Origin of the sequence: Halobellus litoreus (genome assembly GCF_024464595.1) — an archaeon.
Classification (GTDB): domain Archaea; phylum Halobacteriota; class Halobacteria; order Halobacteriales; family Haloferacaceae; genus Haloquadratum; species Haloquadratum litoreum.
In genome coordinates this window covers 1-25,766 of the sequence record NZ_JANHAW010000006.1, presented here as the reverse complement: position 1 = coordinate 25,766, position 25,766 = coordinate 1, and the positions used below count along the sequence as shown (strand labels likewise).

At 63.1% G+C, this 25,766-nt stretch carries 20 protein-coding genes and 1 pseudogene; 11 read left to right on the top strand and 10 right to left on the bottom strand.

What is annotated here, in order from left to right; genetic code table 11:
- Positions 1 to 103: 103 nt before the first annotated feature.
- The 8 genes and pseudogenes from NO360_RS18595 to phnD all read right to left on the bottom strand — a co-directional run bounded on the left by NO360_RS18595 (position 104) and on the right by phnD (position 9,420).
- A complete protein-coding gene (locus NO360_RS18595; protein ID WP_256309319.1) occupies positions 104 to 1,243 on the bottom strand; it encodes an ABC transporter ATP-binding protein in 1,140 nt (379 codons plus the stop codon).
- 6 nt (positions 1,244 to 1,249) lie between these two features.
- Positions 1,250 to 2,119, bottom strand: coding sequence for a carbohydrate ABC transporter permease (locus NO360_RS18590; RefSeq protein WP_256309318.1), 870 nt, complete (start codon positions 2,117 to 2,119; stop codon positions 1,250 to 1,252).
- Between the two features lie 100 nt (positions 2,120 to 2,219).
- Positions 2,220 to 3,110 (bottom strand): carbohydrate ABC transporter permease, encoded by an 891-nt coding sequence (locus NO360_RS18585; RefSeq protein ID WP_256309317.1) that lies wholly within the window; start codon positions 3,108 to 3,110, stop codon positions 2,220 to 2,222.
- Between the two features lie 22 nt (positions 3,111 to 3,132).
- Positions 3,133 to 4,558: pseudogene (locus NO360_RS18580) on the bottom strand (extracellular solute-binding protein).
- Between the two features lie 1,149 nt (positions 4,559 to 5,707).
- The gene (gene phnE / locus NO360_RS18575; RefSeq protein ID WP_256309316.1) at positions 5,708 to 6,499 is read right to left on the bottom strand and encodes a phosphonate ABC transporter, permease protein PhnE; all 792 of its coding nucleotides are present in this window, start codon (positions 6,497 to 6,499) and stop codon (positions 5,708 to 5,710) included.
- Positions 6,496 to 7,308, bottom strand: coding sequence for a phosphonate ABC transporter, permease protein PhnE (gene phnE / locus NO360_RS18570; protein WP_256309315.1), 813 nt, complete (start codon positions 7,306 to 7,308; stop codon positions 6,496 to 6,498). Before phnE (NO360_RS18570) ends, phnE (NO360_RS18575) begins: the two co-directional genes overlap by 4 nt.
- A gap of 1 nt (position 7,309) precedes the next feature.
- Positions 7,310 to 8,140 (bottom strand): phosphonate ABC transporter ATP-binding protein, encoded by an 831-nt coding sequence (gene phnC, locus NO360_RS18565; RefSeq protein ID WP_256309314.1) that lies wholly within the window; start codon positions 8,138 to 8,140, stop codon positions 7,310 to 7,312.
- 50 nt (positions 8,141 to 8,190) lie between these two features.
- Complete coding sequence (gene phnD, locus NO360_RS18560) at positions 8,191 to 9,420, bottom strand: phosphate/phosphite/phosphonate ABC transporter substrate-binding protein (RefSeq protein WP_345780227.1); 1,230 nt, start codon at positions 9,418 to 9,420, stop codon at positions 8,191 to 8,193.
- Between the two features lie 415 nt (positions 9,421 to 9,835).
- On the opposite strand from phnD, the gene NO360_RS18555 reads away from it, so the two are divergent.
- The 10 genes from NO360_RS18555 to NO360_RS18510 all read left to right on the top strand — a co-directional run bounded on the left by NO360_RS18555 (position 9,836) and on the right by NO360_RS18510 (position 22,586).
- The gene (locus NO360_RS18555) at positions 9,836 to 10,507 is read left to right on the top strand and encodes an HAD hydrolase family protein (protein WP_256309312.1); all 672 of its coding nucleotides are present in this window, start codon (positions 9,836 to 9,838) and stop codon (positions 10,505 to 10,507) included.
- A 22-nt stretch (positions 10,508 to 10,529) separates the two neighbouring features.
- Positions 10,530 to 11,357 carry a DUF8054 domain-containing protein gene (locus tag NO360_RS18550; protein ID WP_465260955.1) on the top strand — a complete coding sequence of 276 codons (828 nt, stop codon included), beginning with the start codon at positions 10,530 to 10,532 and terminating at the stop codon, positions 11,355 to 11,357.
- A 188-nt stretch (positions 11,358 to 11,545) separates the two neighbouring features.
- On the top strand, positions 11,546 to 11,758 hold the full coding sequence (locus NO360_RS18545) for a hypothetical protein (protein WP_256309309.1): 213 nt from the start codon (positions 11,546 to 11,548) through the stop codon (positions 11,756 to 11,758).
- Between the two features lie 50 nt (positions 11,759 to 11,808).
- Positions 11,809 to 13,422 carry a hypothetical protein gene (locus NO360_RS18540; RefSeq protein ID WP_256309308.1) on the top strand — a complete coding sequence of 538 codons (1,614 nt, stop codon included), beginning with the start codon at positions 11,809 to 11,811 and terminating at the stop codon, positions 13,420 to 13,422.
- A 353-nt stretch (positions 13,423 to 13,775) separates the two neighbouring features.
- Positions 13,776 to 16,667, top strand: a complete 2,892-nt coding sequence (locus NO360_RS18535) for a hybrid sensor histidine kinase/response regulator (protein ID WP_256309307.1) — start codon at positions 13,776 to 13,778, stop codon at positions 16,665 to 16,667.
- Positions 16,668 to 16,799: 132 nt separating this feature from the next.
- Entirely contained in the window at positions 16,800 to 18,728 is a 1,929-nt protein-coding gene (locus NO360_RS18530; protein ID WP_256309306.1) for an ABC transporter ATP-binding protein, read from the top strand.
- Positions 18,729 to 18,925: 197 nt separating this feature from the next.
- Positions 18,926 to 19,543, top strand: a complete 618-nt coding sequence (locus tag NO360_RS18525) for a class I SAM-dependent methyltransferase (protein ID WP_256309305.1) — start codon at positions 18,926 to 18,928, stop codon at positions 19,541 to 19,543.
- A gap of 178 nt (positions 19,544 to 19,721) precedes the next feature.
- The gene (locus NO360_RS18520; protein ID WP_256309304.1) at positions 19,722 to 20,732 is read left to right on the top strand and encodes a tyrosine-type recombinase/integrase; all 1,011 of its coding nucleotides are present in this window, start codon (positions 19,722 to 19,724) and stop codon (positions 20,730 to 20,732) included.
- Between the two features lie 375 nt (positions 20,733 to 21,107).
- Complete coding sequence (locus NO360_RS18515) at positions 21,108 to 21,692, top strand: YdeI/OmpD-associated family protein (RefSeq protein ID WP_256309303.1); 585 nt, start codon at positions 21,108 to 21,110, stop codon at positions 21,690 to 21,692.
- 324 nt (positions 21,693 to 22,016) lie between these two features.
- Complete coding sequence (locus NO360_RS18510; protein ID WP_256309302.1) at positions 22,017 to 22,586, top strand: flavodoxin domain-containing protein; 570 nt, start codon at positions 22,017 to 22,019, stop codon at positions 22,584 to 22,586.
- A gap of 307 nt (positions 22,587 to 22,893) precedes the next feature.
- On the opposite strand, the gene NO360_RS18505 is transcribed toward NO360_RS18510, so the two are convergent.
- On the bottom strand, positions 22,894 to 23,925 hold the full coding sequence (locus tag NO360_RS18505) for an NAD(P)-dependent alcohol dehydrogenase (RefSeq protein WP_256309301.1): 1,032 nt from the start codon (positions 23,923 to 23,925) through the stop codon (positions 22,894 to 22,896).
- Positions 23,922 to 24,686: a DUF4386 domain-containing protein gene (locus NO360_RS18500; protein WP_256309300.1), complete on the bottom strand. Its 765-nt coding sequence runs from the start codon at positions 24,684 to 24,686 to the stop codon at positions 23,922 to 23,924. The genes NO360_RS18505 and NO360_RS18500 overlap by 4 nt, the downstream gene beginning before the upstream one ends.
- Before the next feature lie 322 nt (positions 24,687 to 25,008).
- Here NO360_RS18500 and NO360_RS18495 point away from each other — a divergent pair, with 322 nt between their 5' ends.
- Positions 25,009 to 25,587: a cupin domain-containing protein gene (locus NO360_RS18495; RefSeq protein ID WP_256309299.1), complete on the top strand. Its 579-nt coding sequence runs from the start codon at positions 25,009 to 25,011 to the stop codon at positions 25,585 to 25,587.
- Positions 25,588 to 25,766 lie beyond the last annotated feature (179 nt).

The following is a 25,766-nucleotide window of genomic DNA, read 5'->3' as shown; positions in this document are numbered from 1 at the left end:
CCTGCCGAGTTCCGGGATGCTGGCTCACGCGCCGTCACGGCCAGGGGCGACGGCGTGCTGATAGACGCCCAGTCGAACCCTGCGACGTCCGTCCTCCCGCGCATCAAGGTTCGACCTGCGTCTCGACGGTGTCGGACGTCGACGCTCCTCGCGGCGAGGAGTGATAGATCGCGTCGCCGGCGTCGTTGAAGACGTGCAGTCGTTCCTCGTCGACCTGGAGCTCGATCGTGTCGCCGGGATCGATCTCGCTCCGCGCTTCGGCCTTCACGTGGAGTTCGTCGTCGCCGAGCAGACAGTGGATGAGGAGCGACTCCCCGAGCGGCTCGGTGACGCTCACTTCGGCCTCGAAGGTCTCGGCCTCGCCCGCCACGTTGTCCGCGAGCGAGATGTCTTCCGGACGGACGCCGAAGTACGCCGAGTCCGGTCGCTCGGTGAACAGCTCCGGGTTCGGCAGCGATAGCTCGAAGTGCTCGTGTCGAGCGTAGGGCTCGTCGCCCCCCGTGAGTTCGACCGGGACGATGTTCATCGCGGGGCTGCCGATGAACTCCGCGACGAACCGCGTGTCGGGGAAGTCATAGAGCATCTGCGGGGGATCTACCTGCTCGATCTCTCCGTCGTTCAGGACCGCGACCCGATCGCCGAGCGTCATCGCCTCGGTCTGATCGTGGGTCACGTAGAGGGTCGTGGCGTCGAGTTCCCGATGCAGTTGCAACAGCTCCGCGCGCATCTGCACCCGGAGCTTCGCGTCGAGGTTGCTCAGCGGTTCGTCCAGGAGGAACACGTCGGGCTCGCGGACGATCGCTCGGCCGATGGCGACCCGCTGTCGCTCCCCGCCCGAGAGTTCGCTCGGTCGGCGCTCGAGCAACTCCGGGATGTCGAGGATGTCGGCGGCGTCTCTGACGCGCTGGTCGATCTCCTCGCTGGTGTAGTCGCTGACCGACTTCATCCCGAACTTCATGTTCTCCGCCCCGGTCATGTGCGGATACAGCGCGTAGTTCTGGAACACCATCGCGATGCTCCGTTCCTTCGGTTCCAGATCGTTCACGCGGCGGTCGCCGATGCGAAGTTCGCCGCTCGTGATGTCCTCCAGCCCGGCGATCATCCGGAGCGTGGTCGACTTTCCGCACCCCGAGGGACCGACCAGCACGAGGAACTCCCCGTTTTTCACGTCGAGATCGATGTTGTCGACTGCCGTTACGTCGTCGAACTCCTTCGTCAAATCACGGATATTGATATCAGACATGTGTGATCACTTCTGTTGGATCGCCAGCGTCTTGAGGAGCGGGCGGTGCATGATGATGAGTACCAAGAGCGGTGGCAGGAGCGCGATCACCGCGCCGGCCATGATGATTCCCCACCGCGTGAGCCCCGACTGCGAGGCCGCCTGGAGGAACCGAAGCCCGACCTGCACCACCTGCTTGTTCTGATCGCTCATGATGATGAGCGGCCAGAGGTACTGGTTCCACGCGTAGATGAAGGTGATCACCGAGACGCCGGCGATCATCCCTCTCGACATCGGGATCAGCACCTTCCAGAGGAACGTCAGCGGCCCGACGCCGTCGAGGTGTGCGTTCTCGACCAGCGAGGCGGGAATCGACATGAAGTGCTGTCGGAACAGGAACACCGCCGTCGCGCTCGCGATGTACGGCCCGGTGATCGCCATCAGGGTGTTCCCCCAGCCGAGCCGCGCCATCAGGTCGAACAGCGGCACGATCCGGACCGGGACCGGCAACAGGAGCGTGAGCAGGATGAACATAAACACGGCGCGCTCGTAGGGGAACCGGTAGTAGACGAGCGCCAGCGCCGCGAACAGCGAGAGCGTCACCTTCCCGACGACGATGATCACCGACATCACGACCGAGTTGATCATGTACTGTCCGAAGTTGTACTCGCCGAGCACGGTCCCGTAGTTCGAGAGCCCCTGACTCCCGATTCCGACGTTGGTGATCTGATACACCTCCGTCGTGTTCTGCGTGCTCATAATCAGCGCCAGGAGCAGCGGCAGCCCCATCAGGAAAATCGACACCGCGAGCCCGCCGTGAATGAGCGCCTGCTCGGCGTCGACGTCCCCGGGTAGCAACCGAGCGAGCGCCGACTCGGAAGATGACCGTGTTGCCATCTGTCAGACTCCTCCGGGACGGGCGGTCCTCGGTGCATCGGTTCGTCGCGACGAGCGGGGCTCGCGCCGTCGGCTCAACTGGTGGGTTTCGCACATCGTATCACGCATAGGTAGTGTAGCTCTCCGACAGCCGCAACTGGACGTACATCAGTATCGCCACGATGGCGAACAGGACGACCGACTCCGCGGACGCGAGTCCGAGGTTACTGAACTCGAACGCGTCGCGGTACAGTTTGAAGATCAGCAGGTTCGTGGCCTCGTTCGGTCCGCCGCTCGTCATCAGGTCGACGAGTGGGAACGTCTGGAAGAACGCGTAGATGGTGTTTATCACCACGAGGAAGACCAGCGTCGGCGACATCAGGGGGACGTAAACCCGATAGAGCATCTTCAGGTGGCCGACACCGTCCAGTTTGGCCGATTCGGTCAGCGTCTCGGGTATGTTGTTCAGCGCCGCCACCATGAAGATGATGTTGTACCCCAACTGCTTCCAGATGGCCACGACGGCGACGACCGCGAACGCCTGCGGGCCGCTCGTGAACCAGTCCAGCGAGGTCCCGGTGAGGCTCTCCAGCACGTAGGTGATGATCCCCAGGGACGGATGCAGCAGGAACAGCAGCACCGACGCGGCGACGGCCGTCGGCAGCGCGTACGGCCATATCGCCGCGATCAGGTACGTCGACGATCCGATGTCGACCTGGAAGAGGAGATACGCGACGACCAGCGACGCCACGAGCGTGCCGATGACGACGACCGCGGCGAAGGCGACCGAGATCGCGAAACTCCAGTGGTACGTCGAGGAGGTCAACAGCGTCGCGTAGTTCTCCAGCCCCACGAACGTCTTTCGGGTGCCCAGGAGAATCGTCTGTTGGAGACTCAACCGAAAGGTCTCGACTCCCGGATAGTACAGAAACGCGATCAGGACCGCGAACGTCGGCAGCAGCAGCAGAAACGCCTGCCACCGCGACTCGTACGGTTTGGTAAATTCTGGCATTCTCTCAGAGAGGGTGAGTCGATTACGAGACCCGGTCGTTGTAGCTCTGCAGCGCGCTGTCGACGTCGCTTTTGACTTGTGAGAGTCCGTCGGAGACGCTCGGGCCGCCGTCCTGGATCATACTCACGTAGCCCTCTTCGATGATGGTGCGGACCTCCGGGAACGGCCCCATCAGGGCCCCGCTCGTCGCCGGGCTGCTCTCGGTCTCGTTGAGCTGGTCGATCGCCGTCCGGAACGCCGGGTTCTCCTCGTAGAAGCCGTCGTCTTCGAGTTGCGTGATCGACTCCTCCCGGACGGGGAAGTAACCCGTCCCCGTGTGCCACTGCGCCTGCTGCTCCGGCTGCGTCATGAACAGGAGCAGTTCCGCGGCGGCCTGCTGTTGCGCGTCCGAGAGCCCCTGCGGGACCCACAGCGACGCCCCGCCGATGGGGATCCCCGTCCGATCGCCGCCGGGCGCGGGCAGGTACGCGGTGTCGAGTTCGAACCCGTTGTCGGCGGCGCCCTGCTTCATCGGCGCGATGCTCGACGTCGAGTAGATGATCATCCCCGTCTGCTGGGTCAGGAACGCCTGCTGGGCCTCGCCCCCACGCCTCGATTCCCGGATTGAGGTATTGATCCTGGTCGTAGAGGTCGACCCACCACTCGAAGATGTTCTGGGCGGCCTCGCTGTCGAGGTTCGACTCCGTCGCGCGTCCGCTCCGCCCGTTCTCGTTGTTCACGAGCGTCGTGTTCTGCTGTCCGAACCAGGACTCGACGAACCACGAGTGGTTCGGGAACGTCATCCCCTGGTCGACGACGCCCTCGCTGGTGAGCGTGTTCGCGGCGTCCGTGATGCCCTGATACGTCGTGGGCGGGGAGTCCGGATCCAGTCCGGCCTCCTCGAAGGCGTCCCGGTTGTACATCATAATCGCGTTACTGGAGTTGAACGGCATCGAATTCAACTTCCCGTCGACGCGGTAGAAGTCCAGCACCGGGTCGAGGAAGTTGTCGAAGTTGATGCGATCGCTCGGAATGATGTCCTCGACCGGGACGAACGCCTGGCTGTCGATCGCCAGTTGCGTTCCGATCTCGAAGATCTGCGAGAGCGCCGGCGGGTTCCCGGAACTCACCGCCGACGTCGTCGCGTTGAGGTTGTCCCGGTAACTGTTTCGGGACGTCGTTTCGACGGTGATCCCGTCGCTCTGCTCCTCGAAGTTGTTCACGATGTCGTCGATGCGCTGCGCGAGGTCGCCCCCCATCGCGTGCCAGAACTGAATCGTGACGGATTCGCTCTGACCCGACCCCATCGTCGTTCCGCTGGAGTCTCCACCCGAGTCTCCACCCGAATCGCCCCCGGAATCGCCGCCCGAGTCGCCGCCGCCGTTCTGACTCGAACACCCTGCGAGTCCCGCGACGGTCGCTGCGCCTGCACCTTTGAGGAACTTCCGTCTGGTTTTTTCTGGCACCATTTGTACTCGCTATATGATTACATTTTACATACAAAATTCTTTGGTATTTTCTATATATATCGGTGTATAGGTGCGCTACTTCGGCGTGTCTGAGCGGCAGCTCGCTACGACGACGGTAAAACGATTCAATATGCGGGTTTTCAGCGGTTTCGTTACACGAACGCCCGAATAACCGTGGTAACATATTTCACAGTAGCGGACAATAGTGGGGTGAAACACCTCGTCTTCGACTTCCCCTCCGTACGCCGGCGAGCCCGTGTTCTCGTTGATTTCGCCGTTCTCCGCCTAGATCACTGTCGTCGCGTTCGCACTCGAGTACGCGCGGTTCTGCTCGTTCGTATTCGGAGCCGCTTCAGTCATCGCGGACGCGTTTCGAGCCGACCGGGACGGCCTGTGACCGTTTTAAATTAAAAGTTTGAATATATGAAACTGAAATCTAATATCGATATCTCGTGCACCGTCTGAGTCTGTCGATAGATTGCGGCCTTCTGAAACACTACTAGATGTACAAAGACGAGAATTTATAAAACGATTAAATCTTTACCCGGCCAGGAAAAACAACACTTGAAATTCTGAGTTTCGAGAAACGAAACTCATCGTATAATCAGTATTTACTCTCTGGCGGCGATCCGACTGGTCGTGTCCGCTCTCGCGACACGGCGTCAACCGACAGCGGGTCTGAAACCCGTGAAAAGCAGATCGAATTCACTTCGGACGCACTGGCTCGATCGGTCCGATTTTCGTCCCACATCTCGCTCTTCGAAGCTCCCGCTAGTTCTATATAGCCGAACAGCGGACGCTCGATAATACATTCTTCTTTTCTGGTACGTATCGCCCCCGCTCTGTAGCGAATGTGGGGATGCGTGTTCGGTACTGGTGATCCTCATACTGATAGGCTCGTGATTTGATGTGGTATTCTGCGGTCTCTGTTTGCCCTCCCTGTCGCAAAGCCCGATCGCCGGATACGCACCGGTGTCCTGCCGGCTCGGTCCCTCCCGTGGCTGACGGCTCGTTATCGACGCGGGAGGGCCGATGGCTGCTCGATCGGCCACGTGGAACCGACTGAGCGTCCGTCGCATCTGCGTCGGTTACGGATCGGAGAGAATCGGAGGCGTGGGACGAAAGCGACGCGAAAACGAGCGCCGGTGGTCAGCGCACCTTCCGGCGTAGGTACGCCGAGACGACCTCGCTGAAGATGACGATGGCGAGGATCGCCAGGAGGATCGTGAGGACTTGCTGCCACGCGAAGAAGTTGATCGACGTGTTCAGTTCGACGCCGATCCCGCCCGCGCCGACGAACCCGATGATCGTCGAGGCGCGCACGTTGATGTCCCATCGGTAGGTGGAGACGCCGATGAGCGCCGGCTTCACCTGCGGCACGATGGCGTAGATGGCGGCCTCGACCGAGTTCGCGCCGGTCGCTTGGATCGCTTCGACCTGTCCGGGATCGATCTCCTCGATGGCCTCGGCGATGAGTTTCGAACAGAAGCCGATCGAGCGGACCGCGATGGCGAGCGTCCCCGCCAGCGCGCCCGACCCGAAGACGATGACGAAGACCAGCGCCCAGATGATCACGTTCACCGACCGCGAGGCGGAGATGATGAACTTCCCGAGCAGGAAGGTGAGCCGGTTCGGCGTCGTGTTCTCCGCGCCGATCAGCGCGACCGGAATCGACATCAGGACCGCCAGCGCCGTGCCGAGAATCGCGATGTGGATCGTCTCGATCATCGGGGAGATGATCTCGCCGGAGTACCCGACGTTCGGCGGGTACATCCGAGTGACCAGATCCATGAACTCCGTCGGGGCGGTCCCGAGGTAGTTGTACTCGATCTGGAGCAGCTGCCAAGAGATCGCAGCGGCGACCAGCACGATCAGCATCATCAGGTAGCGAACGATCCGCTGTCGGGGCGTCCGTCGCTCCCAGGTCTGGTAGTCGGTCATTGTATCCGCCCCCTGATGTAGGTGCTAATCAGCTCACCGAGCATCACGATCGCGATGATCGCGAGGATGATCGTCAGGAAGAAGTCGTAATCGTACTTGTCGAACGAGTTCAAAAGCGTCGCGCCGATCCCCCCAGCGCCGACGATGCCGACGATGGTGCTGTGGCGGATGTTGATGTCCCAGCGGTAGATGGTCAGTCCGACGATCCGCGGCATCACCTGCGGGACGACGCCGAACAGCATCGTCTGTATCCGGTTTGCGCCGGTGGCTTCGGTGGCTTCCATCTGCCCGCTGTCGATGTCCTCGATCTCCTCGGCGAGCAGCTTCGCGAAGAAGCCGATCGTCTTGTACGAGAGCGCGATCACGCCGGCGAGCGCGCCGATCCCGACCGCCTTGACCGCGATGATGGCGATGATGAGTTCGTGGAACGCGCGCGAGACAGTGATGATTCCGCGGCCGGCCCAGTAGACCGGTTTCGGCGCGATGTTCTCGGCGGCCATGAACGCGACCGGGATCGAGATGATGACGCCGACGATGGTCGCGATGACCGACATCGCGAGGCTCTCGACGAGGCCCTCGATCAGCAGGTCGTTCTTGAACTGCGTGGTGTACTCCGGCGGGACCATTCCCTGGACCAGCCCGACGGCGGCGTTCCATCCCTCGAACACCCGGGCCATCGAGATCCGCATGTTCCAGGCGCTCCACAGGAGGAAGGTCGCGATAATCACGTAGACCGCCCACTTCACGTAGTGGTTGTAGAACGCCGTCGGACGCGACCACGAGCGACGATCTGTTTCTTTGGTCGCCATCTTAGCCTCGCCTGATTTCGCCTTCTTCGGTGGCGGCGCCGCCGGCCTCGGCTTCTGCCACTACCTTGCCCGTGGGGCCGGCCCCCTCGGGGATCTCTTCGCCTCGGTAGATCTGTCCCCGCGCGGTCTCGTCGAGATCGGCCGGCGTGCCCTCGAAGACCTTCTGTCCGTCGCGGAGGCCGACGATCCGGTCGGCGTACTCCTCCGCGAGGTCGACCTCGTGGATGTTGATCAGGACCGGAATGTCGTCCTCGTCGGCGATCTCGGTGAGGAGGTCCATCACCGCCCGCGAGGACTCGGGGTCGAGGCTGCTCGTCGGCTCGTCGACGAGCAGGATCTTCGGTCGCTGGAGGATCGCCCGTGCGATCCCGACGCGCTGGCGCTGCCCGCCGGAGAGTTCGTCGGCCCGGTTGTTCTCGTGGCCTTCGAGTCCGACACGGTCTAAGACCTCATAGGCGCGTTCGATGTCGTCGCCGGCGAACTTCCGGCGGAACGCGTCCCACGTGTTCACGTAGCCGAGTCGGCCGGAGAGGACGTTCTCCATCACGGTGAGTCGCTCGATGAGGTTGTACTCCTGGAAGATCATCCCGATGTCGCGACGCGCGTTCCTGAGTTTCTTCCCGGAGAGCGTCGTGAGTTCCAGCCCGTCGAGTTCGACGCTGCCGCCGGTCGGTTCGGTGAGTCGGTTCACGCATCGGATGAACGTACTCTTCCCGGCGCCGCTCGGCCCGATCATTGCCACTGTCTCGCTACCCGTTACGTCGAGCGAGACGCCTTTGAGAGCCTCGTCACCGGACGGGTACGTCTTCTGTAAGTCAGTTACTGAGAGCATATCTACGATAATACTGTTGTACTAAACGAGTGAACGGGGAGAACCGTCGATTACTCCGAGAGGTTGCCCGTCTCGTACTCGACTTCGAGCGATTCCTGGATCTGGAGGATGATGTCCCACACGGTCGCGTAGTCGATTTCGACCCAGGTACCGCGCCCCTCGAACTCCTCGGAGATCGAGGTGCCCTGGTAGTCGTAATCGAGGAACGCCGCGCGGACGCCCTCCTGGATGTCCGGGTGGAGCGTGTTGACGTACGAGAACGCCGTCGTCGGGAACGGCTCGGACGCGTAGACGGCCTTGATCTGCGTGGGGTCAAGCTGGTCGTCGCGTGCGACGCGGGCGTAACACGTCGAACAGACCGGGGCGGCCTCGTAGTCCTCGTTGGCGACGCCGAGGGAACTCTGCTGGTGGCCCCCGGAGTAGCTCACTTCGTAGTCCTCGCCCGGAACGACGCCCTCGTTCGCGAAGAGCGCTCGCGGCGCGAGGTTGCCGGAGTTCGACGACGGATCGGCGTGCGCGACGTTCTGCATCGGGTCGCCGGCCAGGTCTTCGAGCGAGCCGATATCCGGATTGTCGACCTGCGTGATCAGCCAGAGCCGGTAGCCGAACGAGCCGTTCTCGCCGCTGCCGTCGATCTGAACGCTGAACGGCACCGCGTTGGCGATGTTCACCGCGTACGGGACCGCGCCCGTCGAGAAGCCCGCGAGGTGCAGGCGCTCTGAACGCATCGCCTCGACCTGCGCCGCGTAGGAGTCGAGGGAGGCGTAGTTGACTTCCTTCCCGGTCTCCTCCTCGATGTTGTCGAGCAGCGGGCGGAGCGTGTCCTCGTAGACCGTCGGGTCCTCCGTCGGCGTCAGCGAGAACTCGAGCGTGTCGGGGTCGAGCCACTCACTCTCGTCGTCGGGGGTTTCCGCGACGGGCTGACCGTAGCGGGGCTCGTCTCGGGGGTTCTCCTGCATCCGCTCGAGGTCCGACATCGCGCCGGTCTCGAACCCTGCTTCGAGCAGCGTGCTGGTCAACTGCGGGAACTCGGGGTCCGTCGGGTCGAACTCCGGATACGTCGAGGGGTCCGTATGGGCCGGCATATCGTCGCCGCCGTCGCCGTCGCCACTGTCGCCGCCGGAATCTCCTCCGGAGTCGCCACCGGAATCTCCTCCGGAGTCGCCACCGGAGTCCCCTCCGGAGTCGCCGCCACTTCCTCCACTGCTACACCCTGCGACGCCCGCAAGCGTTGCAGCACCAATGCCACTGACGAATTTTCGTCTATCCACCTGACGCATACTGCGTGAATCGATAGTGATAAAACTTAACTCTTTGGTTACTACTTACACCCAAAGTGGAAATAAAAGTATCACTAAAGACGATGACTGCCGTCGGGGTATTTCAGGCGCTCACGACCTCTCACGGGTGGTACAGTGGCGCACGGTACCGGGATCGCAGTCACATACCGGGGCTGTCCCGAGGTATCGGCCGATCCCTCGGCCGGGCTCGAACTCCCCACCGTCGTCGTCTTTATCCGCACTGCCCGTTGTACATCGCCCACGACAGTATGAATCCGACACGATTCGACCGACAAACGCACCCTCGCGAGGTTGCCGCAGGACCGCCACAGTACCGACAGCGCACGCCCCTCGCCGGGCCGTCCGGTCTCCCGCTCGACCGGTCGCCGAAGGCTCGGGCACTGGCTGGTGGCCGATGAGTCGTCCGCTCGCCATCGACATCGACGGGACGATGACCAGATCCGCGGGCGGGATCGACGAACGGCTGTTCGCCCCGCTCCGAAGGTGGGACGCACCGGTCGTGTTGGCGACCGGGAAGTCCTTTGCTTACCCCGTCGCGCTGTGTACGTTTCTCGATATCCCAGAACGGGTGATCGCCGAGAACGGCGGCGTGATCCTCGTCGACGGCGATCTCACCGTCGCGGGCGACGCGACGGCGGCACGACAGGTCGCCGAGCGACTCCGCCAGGGGGGCTATCCCGGCGGGTGGCCCGAACCGGATATGCACAACCGCTGGCGGGAGACGGAACTCTCGGTGACGCGGTCGGTGCCGCTGGAACTCCTCGACGACCTCGCGGCCGAGCACGGACAGACTATCGTCGATTCCGGGTACGCGTATCACGTCAAGTCGCCGTCGGTGAGCAAGGCGACGGGCCTTCGGCGGGTCTGCGACCGCCTGGACCTGGATCCGGGCGCGTTCGTCGCGGTCGGCGACTCCGCGAACGACGCGGAGCTGTTCGACGTCGTCGGCCGCTCCTACGCCGTCGCCAACGCCGACGAGACCGCCGCCGAACGGGCCGACGTCCAAACCGAGGGCGCCTTCGCCGACGGCGTGCTCGAAGCGCTCGACGAGGTGGCGGCGGAATGAGGGCGGCTCCCCGCTTCGGCCGATGACCCCGCTCTCCCGACTCCGTCGGCCCGAACACACCGGCGACAGCCGCTGCTGGCCGTGTACGGTCGTCAACGTGATGATCCTGGCCGTATTCGTCGGGGCCGTCGCGCTCGTCGCGCCCGCGATCGCGCTCGCCCTCGCGATCGTCGGCCTCGCCGTCATCTGGCTGCGCGGGTATCTCGTTCCGTACACGCCTCGCTTTGCGCCCCGACTCGTCTCGTGGGTCCCGGGCGACTACTTCGCGCACGCGACCCCCTCGGAGACGCTCGGCGAACTCGACGGCACCGACGTCGACGGCGTCGACGGAGATGAAATCCTCCGCGAACTCGTCGCGGCCGGCGTCGTCGAGTTCGATGGCGAACGCCTAGAACCGACCGAAGCGTTCGCGTCGGCGTGGCGGAGCGAGATGGACGCGCTCGCTGCGGACTCGGACGACCGGGTCTCCGGGGTCGACGACCAACTCGCCGATGCCGTCCGTGACGCGATCGGCCGCGTCGAATCGGCGCGGATCGAGCGAACGGGATCGGAGACGTTCCTGGTCGTCACCGACGTCGACGGGTCGACCACGTGGCTCCGGCGACCGGTCGCGGTCGCGGAGGTCGCGGCGGTTCGCGCACTCGCCGACACCGACTTCCCGCCCGAACTCCGGGCCCCGGCCGCGCGCGCCCTCTGTGCCTTTCTCGAAACGTGTCCGGTCTGTGCGGACGACATTGTCGAGACCACGCCCGAGGACTGCTGCGGTCACACGCTCTCGGGAACTGTCGAACGCGCGACAGCGGTACTGGCGTGTGAGACCTGCGGCGTCGTCTTCTACGAGTTCGACTGATACTGCGTACTCTCGTCTCTCACCGCCGAGCGTCGTCAGCGGGGTGGCGCTCGGCGGTAAAATGCGAGAGAACTCATTGTGCACCACCGTGGACTGGACTCGGCCCCCTCGCATCGCCCGGAGTGGTGGGGACGAATTTTCGTGCCGATTAACGGCACTTTTTATTCGTCGACTACGAACTCGATTTAATGACACAGGAAACGTCCGAGACGATCCGCACGCTGCTCGAAAGCGTCATCGAGCGGACGGACGACGAGGAGATCCACTACAAGATCCGGACGGCGCTACAACTGCTCGACGTCGTCCGCGTTCGCAACGAACAGGTCAGCGAGACCCTGTCGGCGGTCGAACTCGACGAGGACCTCGAAAACCGGCTCGAAGACCTCGGCTACCTCGAATAGCGTCCCCGCCGAGTCAACATTGATGGTCCGGACCCGTCAACGCCACCGCAATGGCTCCCGGGTTCGGTTCGTCGGCCCTGCGGTCGCCGAAAGTCTGGATCGGCGGCGCGGCCGTCACTGATCTGCTGGCTCGGCTCCCCGAAGACGTTCTCGTCCCGCTGATCTCGCTCGTCGGCGGTGCCGTCGGCCCGGCGTCTGTCGCGGCGGCGACGACGTGGCTGCTGTTCGCGATGGTGTTCTACACGTTCGCCCCGCTGGTCTACACGTACCTCGACTGGCTGCCGTCCGAGGCACGCGGGTTCCGACTGCTCTTCGCCGCCTCGGCGGTGAGCGCGGGGCTCCTCTTCGAGTTCGCCGAGGGCGCTCGGCTCACGGCCGGCATCGGGGCGCTGATGATCGCGAGCGCGGGGGCGGTGTTGTGGTATCTGAGTCGGGTCCGCGGCTGGTCGCTGTTCGATCCGGAGGGGCGCGGCGTCGAGGTCCTCCAACTCGTCTCGCCCCACCAGGACGTCTCCGCGGAACTCCGCGCCGACTTCGCCCGCGAGGGTCTCGTCGGCGTCGCCGGCCGCGCGGCGTACCTCGCCGCGCTCGGCGTCCTGTTGGTCTTCCCGGTGTTTCTCGCTGGCGTCGTGTCGCAACTGTTCGTCTACGCCTATCCGCTTCCGGACCTACTGTTTCTGGGCTGGGCGGTGGTGGCAGCCGTCTCGCCACGGCTGACGATCGGCCCGAGTCGCGGGCAGGTGCTGGACGTCGAGTTCGACCTGGAGCGGTACTTACTGGACTCGCTGGAGAACGCCTCCAGGAGCGTTCAGGGGCTCTTTCTGACCACGTTCGTCGTCCTCGGCGCGTTCATCGCGGCGGGGTATCTCTTCTTCGCGGTGACGCTCGGATCGCAGGTGGCGGGGCCGGCGCTCGCCCTCCTCGGCGGGCCGATACTCGGACTCGGTCTCGACGCGTGGGTCACGCTCTGGAACCTGGTCGGCCTGGTCGCGATGCTCGGGTTCGCCGGGGGATTCTTCCTCTGGCTGTGGGTCCGCGAACTCCAGCGGTTGCCCCACTTCCTCGACGTCTGGGAGGGCAGAGCGACGGCCGAGGGCGAGCCGATCGCCCGCCCCGCCGGATTCGTCGCCCTGCCGCTCGCCACGGTCGTCGCGTCGGCCGCCTACGCCTTCGGCGTCCCGGCTGCCGGGATCTCGCCGGTCGAATACGGGTTCGCGCTCTGCTGGCCGCTGCTCCTCGGCCTCGGCTGGTGGGTCGCGAACCACTCCGGAGAGTCCCAACCGCTGACGCACGAGAATCTCTGGATCGCCGTCGGCCTGTACGCCGAGACCGTGTCGGTCTGGTTCCTCGCGCGGACGCTCACCGTCGCGACCGCGGGCGGGTCGCCGTCGGTGTGGGCGCTTTTCGAGTCCGCAAATCTTCCGATCGTTCTGGGATTCATCACCGTGTTCCCGACGCTGCTCCCGTACGTCTCCAGATACGAGGACCGGGACGTCAAGGGCCGAAGCTACGCGCTCGTCTGGTTCCTGCTCGCGGTCGCGGGGCTCGCCGTCCTCACCGCACGGATCGCGACCGACCCGGTTCGGTTCCAGTTGCGGCTGCTGGCCGGCGCGGCTATTTTCGGGGGCCTCGCGCTGGCGCTGGTCCGGCGGCGCGGTCTTTGACCCGTCGGCCCTTGGTTCTCTCACTCCGGTTTCGGCACGAGACGCTCCCCGTCGGGAATCGCGACGACCGTCAGTCGTCGATCAGCCACCAGAGCGCGGACACGCCGTACACCCCCAGCGCGACCCACAGAAGCACCGCGACGACGAACTGCAGCGAAAGGGCCTGTGTCACGTTCGGGTTCGAGCCACGGTCCGGATATAAACACACGTGAAATTCACACAACGCATCGTGACCACGGACCGCGCCCCGGCTCCCGCGTCCGCGCGCGACGAGCGAAACTGGTCACTCGACATTCACGAAGACGACCGCTTAAGTTTCCGCCGCGTGAGGCTGCCCCAACGAGTATGTACGTATGACCGACAGCTCCGATACGATCGACGTCCTCCACGTCGACGACGATCCCGATTTCACGGATCTGGCGGCGACGTTTCTCGAACGCGTCGACTCCCGGATCGCCGTGCGAGCAGCGGATAGCGCGGCCGAAGGACGCGACGTTCTCGCCGACCACGACGTCGACTGTATCGTCTCGGATTACGATATGCCGGGGGCAGACGGCATCGAACTGCTCGAAGCCGTCCGCGAGGAGTACCCGGACCTCCCGTTCATCCTCTACACGGGAAAGGGGTCCGAGGAAGTCGCCAGCGACGCCATCTCCGCCGGCGTGACCGACTACCTCCAGAAGGGAACCGGCTCCGAGCAGTACGAACTGCTCGCCAACAGGATCGTCAACGCCGTCGACGCGCACGAGTCCCACCGGCTCCTGACCGAACGGACCCGCCGCCTGGAGACGCTCATCGGCAACCTCCCGGGGATGGTCTATCGCTGCCGGAACGATCCGCCGTGGCCGATGGAGACCGTCGAGGGCGAGGTTCAGTCGCTCACCGGTCACACCGCCGGCGAACTGGAACGGAACGAGGTGAAGTGGGGCGCGGAGATCATCCATCCCGACGACTGCGAGCGGGTGTGGGAGACGGTACAGGACGCACTCGCGGCTGACGGAGCGTTCGAGATCACCTATCGGATCGTCACCGACGACGGGGACACCAGGTGGGTGTGGGAACGGGGAGGCGGCGTCTACGACGACGACGGCTCGCTGATCGCGCTGGAGGGGTTCATCACCGACGTCACCGAGCGAAAGGAGCGCGAAGAACGACTCGAACGGACCACCGCCCGACTGGAAGCGCTGTTCGAGAACTCCCCGGATATGATCGACGTCCACACCGACGAGGGGACGATAATCGACGTGAACCAGCGGTTTTGTGAGGTGTTCGATCAGTCCCGGGAGGAACTGCTCGGAACGAAGGTCTGGGACGTCGACCGGGAGAGCGACCCCGACGAACTCCGTGAGACTTGGGACGGGATGGCGGTCGGCGAGCGCCACGAGGTCGAAACGGAGTTCGGACGCGCAGACGGCGAGCGCTTCCCGGTGAAGGTCCACCTCACCCGACTGCCGACAGACGAGGACGAGGCGGACCGCTTCATCGTCATCTCACGGGACATCAGCGAGCGGCGCGCCCGTGAGCGGACGCTCCGACGCTACGAGCAGATGGTGAACACGATGCAGGAGGCCGCCTGTATCTACGATTCTGACGGTCGCTTCGAGCTCGTCAACGAACGGATGGCCGAACTCTACGGCTCGCCCACGCACGAACTCGAAGGCCGGCAGAGCACGCTCATCTCCGAGATCAGAGACGGCCCGGACGGGGACCGTTACCGCGAACTCCTCGACGGCGACCGGGCGGAACTCCGCGGCGAGATCGAGGTACCGATCGGCGAGTACGGCCCCGCGGTACTCGAGTACCGACTCACCCCGCTCGTCGCGGACGACCCGGCTGAGGGCATCGTCGGCGTGACCCGCGACATCACCGACCGGCGCGACCGCGAGCGCGAGTTCGAGCGGATGCGCGAACTGCTCGAACGAACCGAACGCATCGCGGACGTCGGCGGTTGGGAACTCGACCCCGACACGCGAGAGGTGTTCTGGACCGAACAGCTCTACGACCTGTTCGGCGTGAGCCGCGAGACCGAGGTTTCACTGGACCTGGCGCTCGACGTCTATCACGAGGACGATCGCCAGACCGTCGCCGACGCCGTCGAGACGGCGCTCGACAGCGGGGAGGCGTTCGACATCGAAGTCCGGTTTCGGAGCCGGGACGACGAGACCCGTTGGCTCCGCGTCCAGGGCGTCCCGACGGTCGCGGACGGCGAGGTCGTGACGCTCCGCGGTGCCGTCCAGGACGTCACCGAGCAGCGGCGACGCGAGCGGCAACTCCGGCGGGCCCGCGAGGACGCCTCGGAACTCTTCAACGGAATGAACGACTCCGCCTGGGTCATCGGCCTCGACGAACAGTTCCGCGCGGTCAACGACGCCGCGGTCGACACCCTCGGCTACTCGCGACCGGAGCTGCTCTCGATGGGGCCGCACGACATCGACGCCAGCCTCGCGGACGGCGAGATCACGGCGCTCGTCGAGGCGATGCCCGACGAAGAGATGCAGGTCTTCGAGACGGTTCACGAGACCGCCGCGGGCGAACAGATCCCCGTCGAGATCAACTCCAGTCTGATCTCCTATCAGGGCGAGACGGCGGTGTTGAGTATCGCCCGCGACATCTCCGACCGCAAACAGCGCGAGCGGCAGATGGCCGAGTTCGCGTCCGTCGTCAGTCACGACCTCCGCAACCCCCTCAACGTGGCGGAGGGGCGGCTGGAACTCGCCCAGGAGGAGTGCGACAGCGAACACCTCGACGCCGTCGAGCGAACGCACACGAGAATGAACGCCCTGATCGACGACCTGCTCACGCTCGCACGCAACGGGACCAGCGTGACGGAGACTGAACCGGTCGATCTGCGGCCGTTTCTCGACACCTGCTGGCGGAACGTCGCGACCGCGGACGCGACGCTTCAGGCCGAGATGAGCCGGACGATCACGGGAGATCGGAGCCGCCTCCAGCAACTGTTCGAGAACCTCTTTCGGAACGCGGTCGAACACGGCGGCGAGGGGGTCGCGGTCACCGTCGGTGACCTGGACGACGGCTTCTACGTCGAAGACGACGGTCCGGGTATTCCGCCGGACCGCCGCTCGGACGTGTTCGAGATGGGTCACTCGACGGCCGACCGCGGAACCGGGTTCGGACTGAACATCGTCGAGCAGATCGTCGCGGAACACGGGTGGGAGATCGATCTCACGGCGGGGTCCGCGGGCGGCGCGCGGTTCGAAATTCGCGGTGTCGAGTTCGCGCACTGACCTCGCCCGTCACCGGCAGTGGGCGGTCTCCCGACGTCCCTCGTCGAACGACACGCTTTGCCGACGCCACCGCGCGATTGCCCCTCCCGGACCGCTCCACAGAGTGATGTGGTGTCGCTCCGAATGACGCGTATGGCGAGCGACGCCGGGGAGGATCTCGCTCCCGCTGCGACGAGAAATCCCGTGTGGGAGCTCTACGGCCGATACGGCCGGGGAAACCTCCGATTCGCGCTACTCGGGGCCGGCAATACGATCATCGGGCGAGCTCTCGGGCTGATCCCCGCCTTCGTCATCGGCCTCGCCGTCGACGCGATCTTTCTCGACCAACGGCCGTATCGGCTCCCCGGAGTCCCGTCGGCGTGGATTCCGGCTTCGCCCGCGGAGCAACTCTGGTTCTCGATCGGCCTGTTGCTCGCGGCGACGCTTCTCGGCGCGGTCGCGTCGTGGTTCGAGGACTGGGGGTGGAGCGTCTTCGCCCAGCGCATCCAACACGAACTGCGGGTCGACGCCTACGCCCGAATGCAGCGACTCGATCTCGCGTACTTCACCGGTCAACGGACCGGTGAGCTGATGAGCATTCTCAACAACGACGTCAACGCGCTGGAGACGTTTCTCGAAGACGGGTTGAGCTCGATCTTCTGGATCACCGCGACGTTCACCGGTATCGGCGCGATCCTCGTCTCGCTGAACCTGCCGCTGGCTCTCGTGACGCTCCTGCCGATTCCGTTCTTGGCCGTCTTCACGCTCGTGTTCACGCGCGTGATCGAACCGCGGTATCTCCAGATCCGCGGGGAGATCAGCGACCTGAACGCCCGGTTCGAAAACAACATCAGCGGCATCGAGGCGATCAAGACCGAGCGCGCGGAGGCGTACGAGGAGGCGCGTGTCGAAGCCGCGTCACGGGACTACCTGGGCGCCAACCTGGCCGCGGTCAGAGTCCAGATCACGTACTTCCCGGGGCTGACGATCATCGCCGGGGTCGGATTTGCGATCACGTTCCTCGCGGGTGGGCTCTGGGTGCTCACCGGCCCGCCGTTCGGGTTGACCGCCGCTCTGACGCCCGGCGCGTTCGTCACGTTCGTCATCTACGCACAACAGTATCTCTGGCCGATTGTCCAGTTCGGCAGCGTCGTCGACGACTACGAGCGGGCGAAGGCCGCCGGCACTCGCGTGGCGCGGCTGCTGCGGTTGGACCCAGCGATACGCGACGCAGCGGACGCAGACCCGCTCAGCGTCGTCGACGGCCGCGTCGAGTACGATGCCGTCTCGTTCGGCTACGGCGACGACGAGATCATTTCGGACGTGTCCTTCACCGCCGCGGGCGGCGAAACGGTCGGGATCGTCGGCCCCACCGGCGCGGGCAAATCGACCCTGCTGAAACTCCTCCCGCGGCTCTACGACGTCGACGCGGGATCGATCCGCATCGACGGCCGAGACGTCCGAACCGTACGGCTCGACGGCCTCCGACGGGCCATCGGATACGTCAGTCAAGAGCCGACGCTCTTCTACGGGTCGGTGGCCGAAAACATCAGATACGGCAGCTTCGACGCCAGCGACGACGAAATGCGGGAGGCGGCTCGGCGCGCCCGGGCCCACGAATTCATCGAGGCTCTCCCCGACGGGTACGACACGCTGGTCGGCGAGCGCGGGGTCAAACTCTCGGGCGGGCAGCGACAACGCCTCGCCCTCGCCCGGACGATTCTCAAGGATCCCGAGATCCTCGTTCTGGACGAGGCCACCAGCCACGTCGACACCGAGACCGAGGCGCTCATCCAGCAGAGCCTCGCCGAGTTCGCCCGCGATCGAACGACGTTCGTCATCGCCCACCGCCTCTCGACGGTGCGTCGGGCCGATCGAATCCTCGTCTTGGACGACGGGCGACTCGTCGAACGCGGGACGCACGAGGAACTGCTCGCTGCGGACGGCCTCTACGCTAATTTCTGGCGCGTACAGGCCGGCGACATCGAATCCCTCCCGCAGGAGTTCCTCGACCGGGCCCGTCGGCGGCAGGACGCTGTTCGGCAGCGCGACGAAGACGACTCGGATCGCCGCCCGTACTGAGTCGCCCCGCGACCGCTCCTCGTCGGACGGGAGGTTCTCGGCTGCGGGGGCGACGACTTCCGGACGGAGGTCGCGCTCGGGACTCCCTCCGCGAACCCGACTGCCGGGACCGGAGCACTGGCGGTTCGCGCGGCGGAATCACTACGTGACCGCTGCCCCAACAGTTCACTATGGAATCTCCGGCGGGTGACGGGTAGATGACGACGGCTCGGACCCCATCCGATCGACCCGTCGCTCACGTGTATGACGCGGCCTACGCCGGCGTTCCGAACTGGGACATCGGCCGGCCGCAGCGGGCCTTCGTGGACCTCGTCGAAGCCGGACTCGTCCGCGGTCCGGTCCTCGACGTCGGTTGCGGCACCGGCGAACTCTCGCTGTTTCTCGCGCGACAGGGGTACGAGGTACTCGGGATCGACCTCTCGCGGCTCGCCGTTCAGCAGGCCACCGAGAAGGCGCGCTGGCGGCGGATCCCCGCCTTCTTTCTGGTCTGGGACGCGCTGAACCTCGACGGACTCGGGGAGATCGGGTTCTCGTTCCGGACGGTCGTCGATTCGGCGATGTTCCACGTTCTCGGTGACCGCGAACGGGATCGCTTCGTCGACGGCCTGGCGGCGGTCGTCCCGAGCGGCGGTCTGTACTGCGTCCTCGGTGACGCCCGGAGCGACGACCGGCAAGTGTACGGGATCTCGGTCGACGAACTCAGAACTCGATTCCGGGCCGCCGACGGGTGGGAAACCGTCTTCGCCGTTCGGACGGTGTTCGAGCGTCGCTGGAGTAGCAATCCAGCGTACTTCGTTGGCGTCAGACGACGATGACTGGGTACGACGGAGCCCATCAGCGCTGGCAACTCACCCGAGTCTACGCCGTCCCTTGACTCTACTCCGTTCAGAAACCGAACGGACCCGACGGGATACAACAGACAGTGCTGAATAATTGGTGATTCGCTGCGCGGGTGTCCAAAGGCCGCGCCTTCGGGCGGTTCGAGATCGAGCTATGAAACTCGAACCAATCGATCCCGACACGGCGTTCGAGCTGTACATCGCAGAGAAAGAAACATCGGTTGCGGACGCGACGCTAGCCGCCCACAGATCGCGTTTAGGCTTCCTCCTTGACTGGTGTGAAGAACGCAACATAGAGAATCTAAACAATCTGACCGGCCGGAAGCTCCAGGAATTCAGGCTCTGGCGGCGTAACGTCGGCGACCTTACGAAGGTGAGCGAGAAGACACAGATGGATACGCTCCGCGTCTTCATCAAGTGGCTGGAGTCGATCGATGCCGTGGAGCAGGACCTCCACAAGAAGGTCCGTTCGCCGGATGTCACGCCGGAGGAGAACAGCCGCGACGTGATGCTTGAGGCGGATGACGCCGAGGCGATACTGACGTATCTCAAGCGGTACGAACACGCCTCTCTCCGGCACGTGACCGTGACGCTCCTCTGGCATACGATGCTCCGGATGGGGTCCGTCCGTGCCCTTGATATCGAAGACTACGATCCGGAAGAGCAATCGCTGACGCTTCGGCACCAGCCCGAAACCGACACGCCACTCAAAAACAAGCGCCAGGGAGAGCGCATCATCGCCGTCTCAAACGAGGTCTGTCTCGTGCTCGACGACTGGATCCGCGAGAAGCGGCCCGATGTGACCGACGACTATGGCCGGGAGCCACTCCTCTCGACGAATCACGGGCGGGTTGGCAAGGCGACGATACGGACGTACTGCTACCAGATAACCCGTCCCTGTAAGTACGGACAGGAATGCCCTCACGGCCGCGACGAAAGCGACTGCGAGGCGGCAGAGTTGAATTCCTCGTCAAAGTGCCCTTCAAGCGTCAGCCCGCACCCGTTTCGCCGTGGAGCGATCACGCACTTCCTACAAAGTGACGTGCCAGAGACCGCGGTCAGTGATCGGGCAAACGTAACGAAGGATATCATCGACCAGCACTACGACCAACGATCACAGAAGGAGAAGATGGAACAACGGAGGAGATATCTCGATAAGGTATAACGACCTCCTGGTGGCTGATTTGGATTGATAACTATTTTTGTGGGAGGGGGAGACGAATTTTAATATAGATCCGAAGGTGTCGTAGGGCCTCTCGTAAGGTGTTGTTTCCACTGGATTGTGAACGAATCATCCGGTCTATAGTACGTGCGAGTTGACCGCTGAAGTTTCTGTCAAAATAGGATTGTGTTGAGAGCGATCTGCTGAATACACAGCGCGAATTCAGCACGGGAGGTCGCTATGCCAAGACGTGTTCGGGGCGGTCAGTAGTAGCGACGGTGTTACTGTAGACATTATCCCACCACGAATCCTCTATGAATCCCCATTAGCGCCCACGTTAAGAGTAGGGTTCTTGATGTATGATGCCTTTCTTACTGTATGGACCCACTGTTCTTCGAGTCTCAGAACGGGTTCCGTACCTGGCTAGAAGAGCACCACGACACGGCAGAGGAGCTGTGGGTCGGCTACTACAAGGCCGATGCCGAGCGAGTCGGTATCGACTACGACGAGTCAGTTGAGGAAGCGCTCTGCTTCGGGTGGGTCGATGGCCTGGTCAAAGGCATCAACGATGAGACGTACACCCGTCGGTTCACGCCCAGGAGCCCCGACAGCAAGTGGTCGAAGGCGAACAAGGAGCGGGTCGGCGCGATGATCCAGGCGGGAAAGATGACCCCGGCCGGAATGGAACTCGTCGAAGTGGCGAAGGAAACGGGCGAGTGGGCGGCTGCCTATCGCCTCGGGGACGACCACAAAGTCCCGGCCGAACTTGAGGCAGCGCTGTGTGCGGACGAAACCGCCTGGGAGAACTTCCAGAACTTCTCGAATACGGACCAGTATGCTTTCATCGCGGCCGTCGAGGAGGCTAAGACGGACGAGACCAGGCAAAAGCGGATCGAGCGAACGGTCAAACTCGCGGCGCAGGACCTCCGAGCATACGATGGGAACAACAAGCGGCGGCTGTGATGTGGTCTTTCGGAGGTACCCGTTTCTTACGAACTCTCTTTTCTCGTGTCCCATTTCCTCACTATTACGGACGAGGTCACGGCTTTGCTCACCGGGAATGGTCGTGTAGTACGCGTGCTGAGTCGGTCGCGTCCTCCTGGCAGACTCCGAGTATTTTGTCGAGCTACTGCTGCGTACAGAGGATGAAGTGAGTGAGAGGATCCACTGTAGAGTTCCGCTCGATAAAAAATCAGAATAATTACGCAGCGTAGAGCATCAGTGACAGGTTGTTTGGCCACGAGAATCTGGAGCTAGTATTTGATTGATGACGACGTTATTGCAGGTATGGCCACTATCATTACTGTGTTTGGAACTGGCGAGGGACAGACCGCGAAGATAGCCGACAGCATCACGGCGGAATTCAGAGCCCGCGGCCACGAGGCGACGACGGTGAACGTCATAGATATCGATTCCGAACTCAATCTCGACGAGTTTGACGCCGTCTTGGTCGGCGCGTCAGTCCACTATGGGAGACAACAGAAGTCAGTTCGGAGGTGGGTCAAAACGAACCGCGACGTACTGGTGAGAAAGCCGAACGGATTCTTCCAAGTCTCCGGTGCGTCCGGAGCGAAGAATGAAGAGGGGCTCGCGGAGGCGACGGGATATCTCGACAAGTTTATCGACGACACGAACTGGCAGCCCGACAGAATCGCTCTCTTCGGCGGCGCGCTACGCTTCTCAGAGTACGGCTTTCTCAAGCGAGCGCTGCTGAAATTCATCGTGAGAAACCAGGAATTCGAGATGGATGAGGCAGGAGACGCCGAACTCACCGACTGGGAATCGGTCGCGTCGTTTGCCGGTGAGTTCGCTGTGTTCGTTGAGGAGCGAATAGGCGAGGCGGTCGAAGCAGCCTGAAGACCAACCGACAGTAGGCGACCGGTTGGCCCTCACGAATTGGCACCAGACGGCCGCTACTTCGGCCGAGAACAACTGACTGGAGGAACAGAAGCGCGACCGCTTTCAGGCTGACGAACCCGGTATCGCTCAACGGATAAGCCATAGCGACAGTAGCTGACGTGCGCTCTGTATGCACGCAATGCAGTAATCGACTCTGAGGTTCAGGGGTTTGTCAACCTCGGTTTCTGTTGGCATCTAAACGGCTCTCCTAGTCGGTTTCATTTCCGAACTCATCAGAGATAATTATTACGTATATCTCGAATTTCTACACGATGACGACTTTACCAGTAGCACGACCTGCTTCAAGATACTGAATGGCTGCTGGTATCTCGTCCAAGTGATACTGTCGGTCGATAACGGGCTCAACATCACCGGATTCGAGGAGCCCCATCACGAATGCTAAATCGTCCTGGGCGGGGTTGAGCATGAAGGTACGGAACCGTTGTTCGCCCGTCATAGAGAGCATTGGGCCCGCGAGGAGTGCGGTCACGAATCGTCGCGTGGGTCCTCCAACGAAGACGTACCGTCCCGTCGGGCGAAGGACGCGTGCGTACGCTCGCATTGAATGGGTCCCTGCCGCGTCCAGGATGAGGTCGTATTCTGCCTCGCGTTCGGTGACATCCTCCTGCGTGTAATCGATGACGTGGTCCGCCCCGATAGCGCGGACAGTCTTCATCTTCGCTGTGCTACACACCGCTGTGACCTCTGCGCCGAGGAACTTGGCGATCTGCACGGCGAAGGTTCCCACACCTCCCGACGCACCGTTGACGAGGACGGCTTCACCCGATTGGAGCTTCCCGACACCCCGGAGCGCCTGTAGGGCGGCAACACCTGCAGTTGGGGTCGCCGCTGCCGCTTCGAACGAGACCGGGGCCGGCTTGTGTACGATAGCGCTGGCCGGGACACTGACGTACTCTGCGAACCCGCCAAACCCGTTCTTGGAGAGATCGGCGACGACTTCGTCACCCGACTGGAAGTCAGCGACGTTCTTGCCGACTGCTTCGACCCGTCCCACGACGTCGACGCCCAGGATGGGGAACTTCGGTTTGCGGTAGCCGCCGTACACGAGGCGGACGAGGAACGGCGTTCCGCGTAGCAGGTGCCAGTCACCAGCGTTAACGGATCGAGCCATCACGCGAACCAGGACATCATCGTCGCCCGGCGTGGGCAGTTCCACCTCGTCCACTCGGAGCACCTCAGGGCCTCCGTATTCCGAGTAGACGACCGCCATCATCGTGGTCGGTTTGTGACCGGTCGTCGAGTGGGGCGATTCGGGCCGCTGTTTCGCGGTCGTCATTGGACAGCCTCCTGGGTAGCTGGCCGCTCCGTCCTGACGCCCTTGACCACGAGGTACAGGGCGAGCGCGATTTCACCGACGACGGCAGTCACGATGACAATCGTGGCGGCGACCGGTTCGTAGGCGGGGACGAGGAAGAATGTGAAGCTCTCCGTCAGGTACCCGACTGCCGCGAGTGCTACCAACGCACCGAGAATCGCTGGAAACAGGCTGGATCTATAGAGCAGGTATCCCAAGACGATGAGGTGCAGTCCGAAGAATATCCCACCGATCAGGTAGCCGTATGCGTGTGCGGTGAGGAAGAGCAAGACGAGCGCGTCAATTTGTTCGGGACTGAAGACGGTCAAGTACTCCTCCCCGCGCAGCAGCTGGAGTGCCATGTACTGGTTGAGCATATTGATGCTCGCTATCGCCGGGTGGGCAATCAGGCGTAAGGATGCGGCCAGCAGTGCGAGCGTTCGGCTCACCGGCTTGAGGAGGATGTAGAGCAGGACAGCCACGACAGCGTCAGCTGAAAAGGCGATCAAGTCGCTGACGATACCGAGCCGAAACAGTTGCTCAGCAGCGACGATGTTTGCGGCAGTCGCTGTCGCATCGCCCGGGACGATGAGCGAGGCGCGAACGAACCCCTCGCTGAAGCCAGCAGTGACGAAGATCAGTAGATAGAGAAGCCCGGTTATTCGGGCTATCGTCTTGGTTGAGATCGGTCGTTTGTTCGGCGTCTGCTCGACACCGACGGGCTCTGCGGTTGTAGTTGCCATTAGGTGTACCTCTTGGAATCCTACCTGAGCGACACCAGATACTGGGGTGGCGATATGACGAGAATCGCAGTCCAATCAACTGTGTGTGTCTACTAAGGATCGCTAGAGATGGAGGATGTGAGACGATATAACCGTTTGTGTCAGCTGGTAGTTGCATTAGATATGCATAACCGTCGGGTAGAGATTTGTTGCTACCATCGTCGGTTCCGGGTACTTGTTACGACGCTAATGAGCGACTCGTCCAAATCAAACGGACTGAGATGAGTACGTATGGGACAGAATGTGCGGAATGGTTAGGCTTGCCGGAGTGCTACTAGACCGGATGGAATCTCGGGCAGATACGCAACAGTCGATGGCACCAGATGGATCTAGGAGCGACGATCTACCTGGGTATCCGAATACCATTGAGGACGTGTCGACGGGCGCGTCTATCACGTTCCTTGAACACCGGGTTGACGAACAGGGCGCGTACTTGCTGATGGAAGGTCTTCTTCCACCGGGAATAGACAGTGGGCCCGCCCGTCTTCACCCGCGAGCGGAGGCTCACTCGGAGGTCATAGCAAGTCGGGCCGACTTAACGGTACGCGGCGAAACCTACACGCTGCTTCCTGGCGAGTCGCTGACTATCGAGATCGGCGAGGCCCATAGTATCCGGAACAGCGGCACCGACACGCTTGTCGTTCGGACGACGCTACGCCCGCCAGGCGAATTCGAAGCCGCGATTCGGGCGCTCTATGAAGCCAGTGCAGGCAGGGAACCGGACTTACTCGCGGTGGCGGCGGTGCTATCCCAATACCGGGCGGACGTGCGTCTCGCGGTGGTCCCATGGTGGCTGCAGCGCCCCCTCTTGAGCGTGCTCGCCAGGATTTCGACAGTGCTCGGTCGGAATCCGATCAGGTAGTCCACAGCCCAGACACACCTGGTCGGCTGCGGACAATTTTGTTTCTCGACTACCGGGCAATATGACGAGCTCATCTGGATCATCTGGACAGGGACGAGGACAGTATGATTGGCGAGTGGCGGCACTAGCGGCACGGTTATCTCCTCAGACAGCTATTGTAATACCAGTGATACAAAGTG

What these genes read in the sequence shown, in the direction of transcription:
- NO360_RS18545 (WP_256309309.1), top strand. Translation starts at nt 11,546, where the DNA reads ATGACACAGGAAACGTCCGAGACGATCCGCACGCTGCTCGAAAGCGTC.
- NO360_RS18585 (WP_256309317.1), bottom strand. Translation starts at nt 3,110, where the DNA reads ATGCCAGAATTTACCAAACCGTACGAGTCGCGGTGGCAGGCGTTTCTG.
- phnE (WP_256309315.1), bottom strand. Translation starts at nt 7,308, where the DNA reads ATGGCGACCAAAGAAACAGATCGTCGCTCGTGGTCGCGTCCGACGGCG.
- NO360_RS18540 (WP_256309308.1), top strand. Translation starts at nt 11,809, where the DNA reads ATGGCTCCCGGGTTCGGTTCGTCGGCCCTGCGGTCGCCGAAAGTCTGG.
- NO360_RS18590 (WP_256309318.1), bottom strand. Translation starts at nt 2,119, where the DNA reads ATGGCAACACGGTCATCTTCCGAGTCGGCGCTCGCTCGGTTGCTACCC.
- NO360_RS18525 (WP_256309305.1), top strand. Translation starts at nt 18,926, where the DNA reads ATGACGACGGCTCGGACCCCATCCGATCGACCCGTCGCTCACGTGTAT.
- NO360_RS18505 (WP_256309301.1), bottom strand. Translation starts at nt 23,925, where the DNA reads ATGACGACCGCGAAACAGCGGCCCGAATCGCCCCACTCGACGACCGGT.
- phnC (WP_256309314.1), bottom strand. Translation starts at nt 8,140, where the DNA reads ATGCTCTCAGTAACTGACTTACAGAAGACGTACCCGTCCGGTGACGAG.
- NO360_RS18535 (WP_256309307.1), top strand. Translation starts at nt 13,776, where the DNA reads ATGACCGACAGCTCCGATACGATCGACGTCCTCCACGTCGACGACGAT.
- NO360_RS18495 (WP_256309299.1), top strand. Translation starts at nt 25,009, where the DNA reads ATGGAATCTCGGGCAGATACGCAACAGTCGATGGCACCAGATGGATCT.
- NO360_RS18595 (WP_256309319.1), bottom strand. Translation starts at nt 1,243, where the DNA reads ATGTCTGATATCAATATCCGTGATTTGACGAAGGAGTTCGACGACGTA.
- NO360_RS18555 (WP_256309312.1), top strand. Translation starts at nt 9,836, where the DNA reads ATGAGTCGTCCGCTCGCCATCGACATCGACGGGACGATGACCAGATCC.
- NO360_RS18515 (WP_256309303.1), top strand. Translation starts at nt 21,108, where the DNA reads ATGGACCCACTGTTCTTCGAGTCTCAGAACGGGTTCCGTACCTGGCTA.
- NO360_RS18500 (WP_256309300.1), bottom strand. Translation starts at nt 24,686, where the DNA reads ATGGCAACTACAACCGCAGAGCCCGTCGGTGTCGAGCAGACGCCGAAC.
- phnE (WP_256309316.1), bottom strand. Translation starts at nt 6,499, where the DNA reads ATGACCGACTACCAGACCTGGGAGCGACGGACGCCCCGACAGCGGATC.
- NO360_RS18530 (WP_256309306.1), top strand. Translation starts at nt 16,800, where the DNA reads ATGGCGAGCGACGCCGGGGAGGATCTCGCTCCCGCTGCGACGAGAAAT.
- NO360_RS18510 (WP_256309302.1), top strand. Translation starts at nt 22,017, where the DNA reads ATGGCCACTATCATTACTGTGTTTGGAACTGGCGAGGGACAGACCGCG.
- phnD (WP_345780227.1), bottom strand. Translation starts at nt 9,420, where the DNA reads ATGCGTCAGGTGGATAGACGAAAATTCGTCAGTGGCATTGGTGCTGCA.
- NO360_RS18520 (WP_256309304.1), top strand. Translation starts at nt 19,722, where the DNA reads ATGAAACTCGAACCAATCGATCCCGACACGGCGTTCGAGCTGTACATC.
- NO360_RS18550 (WP_465260955.1), top strand. Translation starts at nt 10,530, where the DNA reads ATGACCCCGCTCTCCCGACTCCGTCGGCCCGAACACACCGGCGACAGC.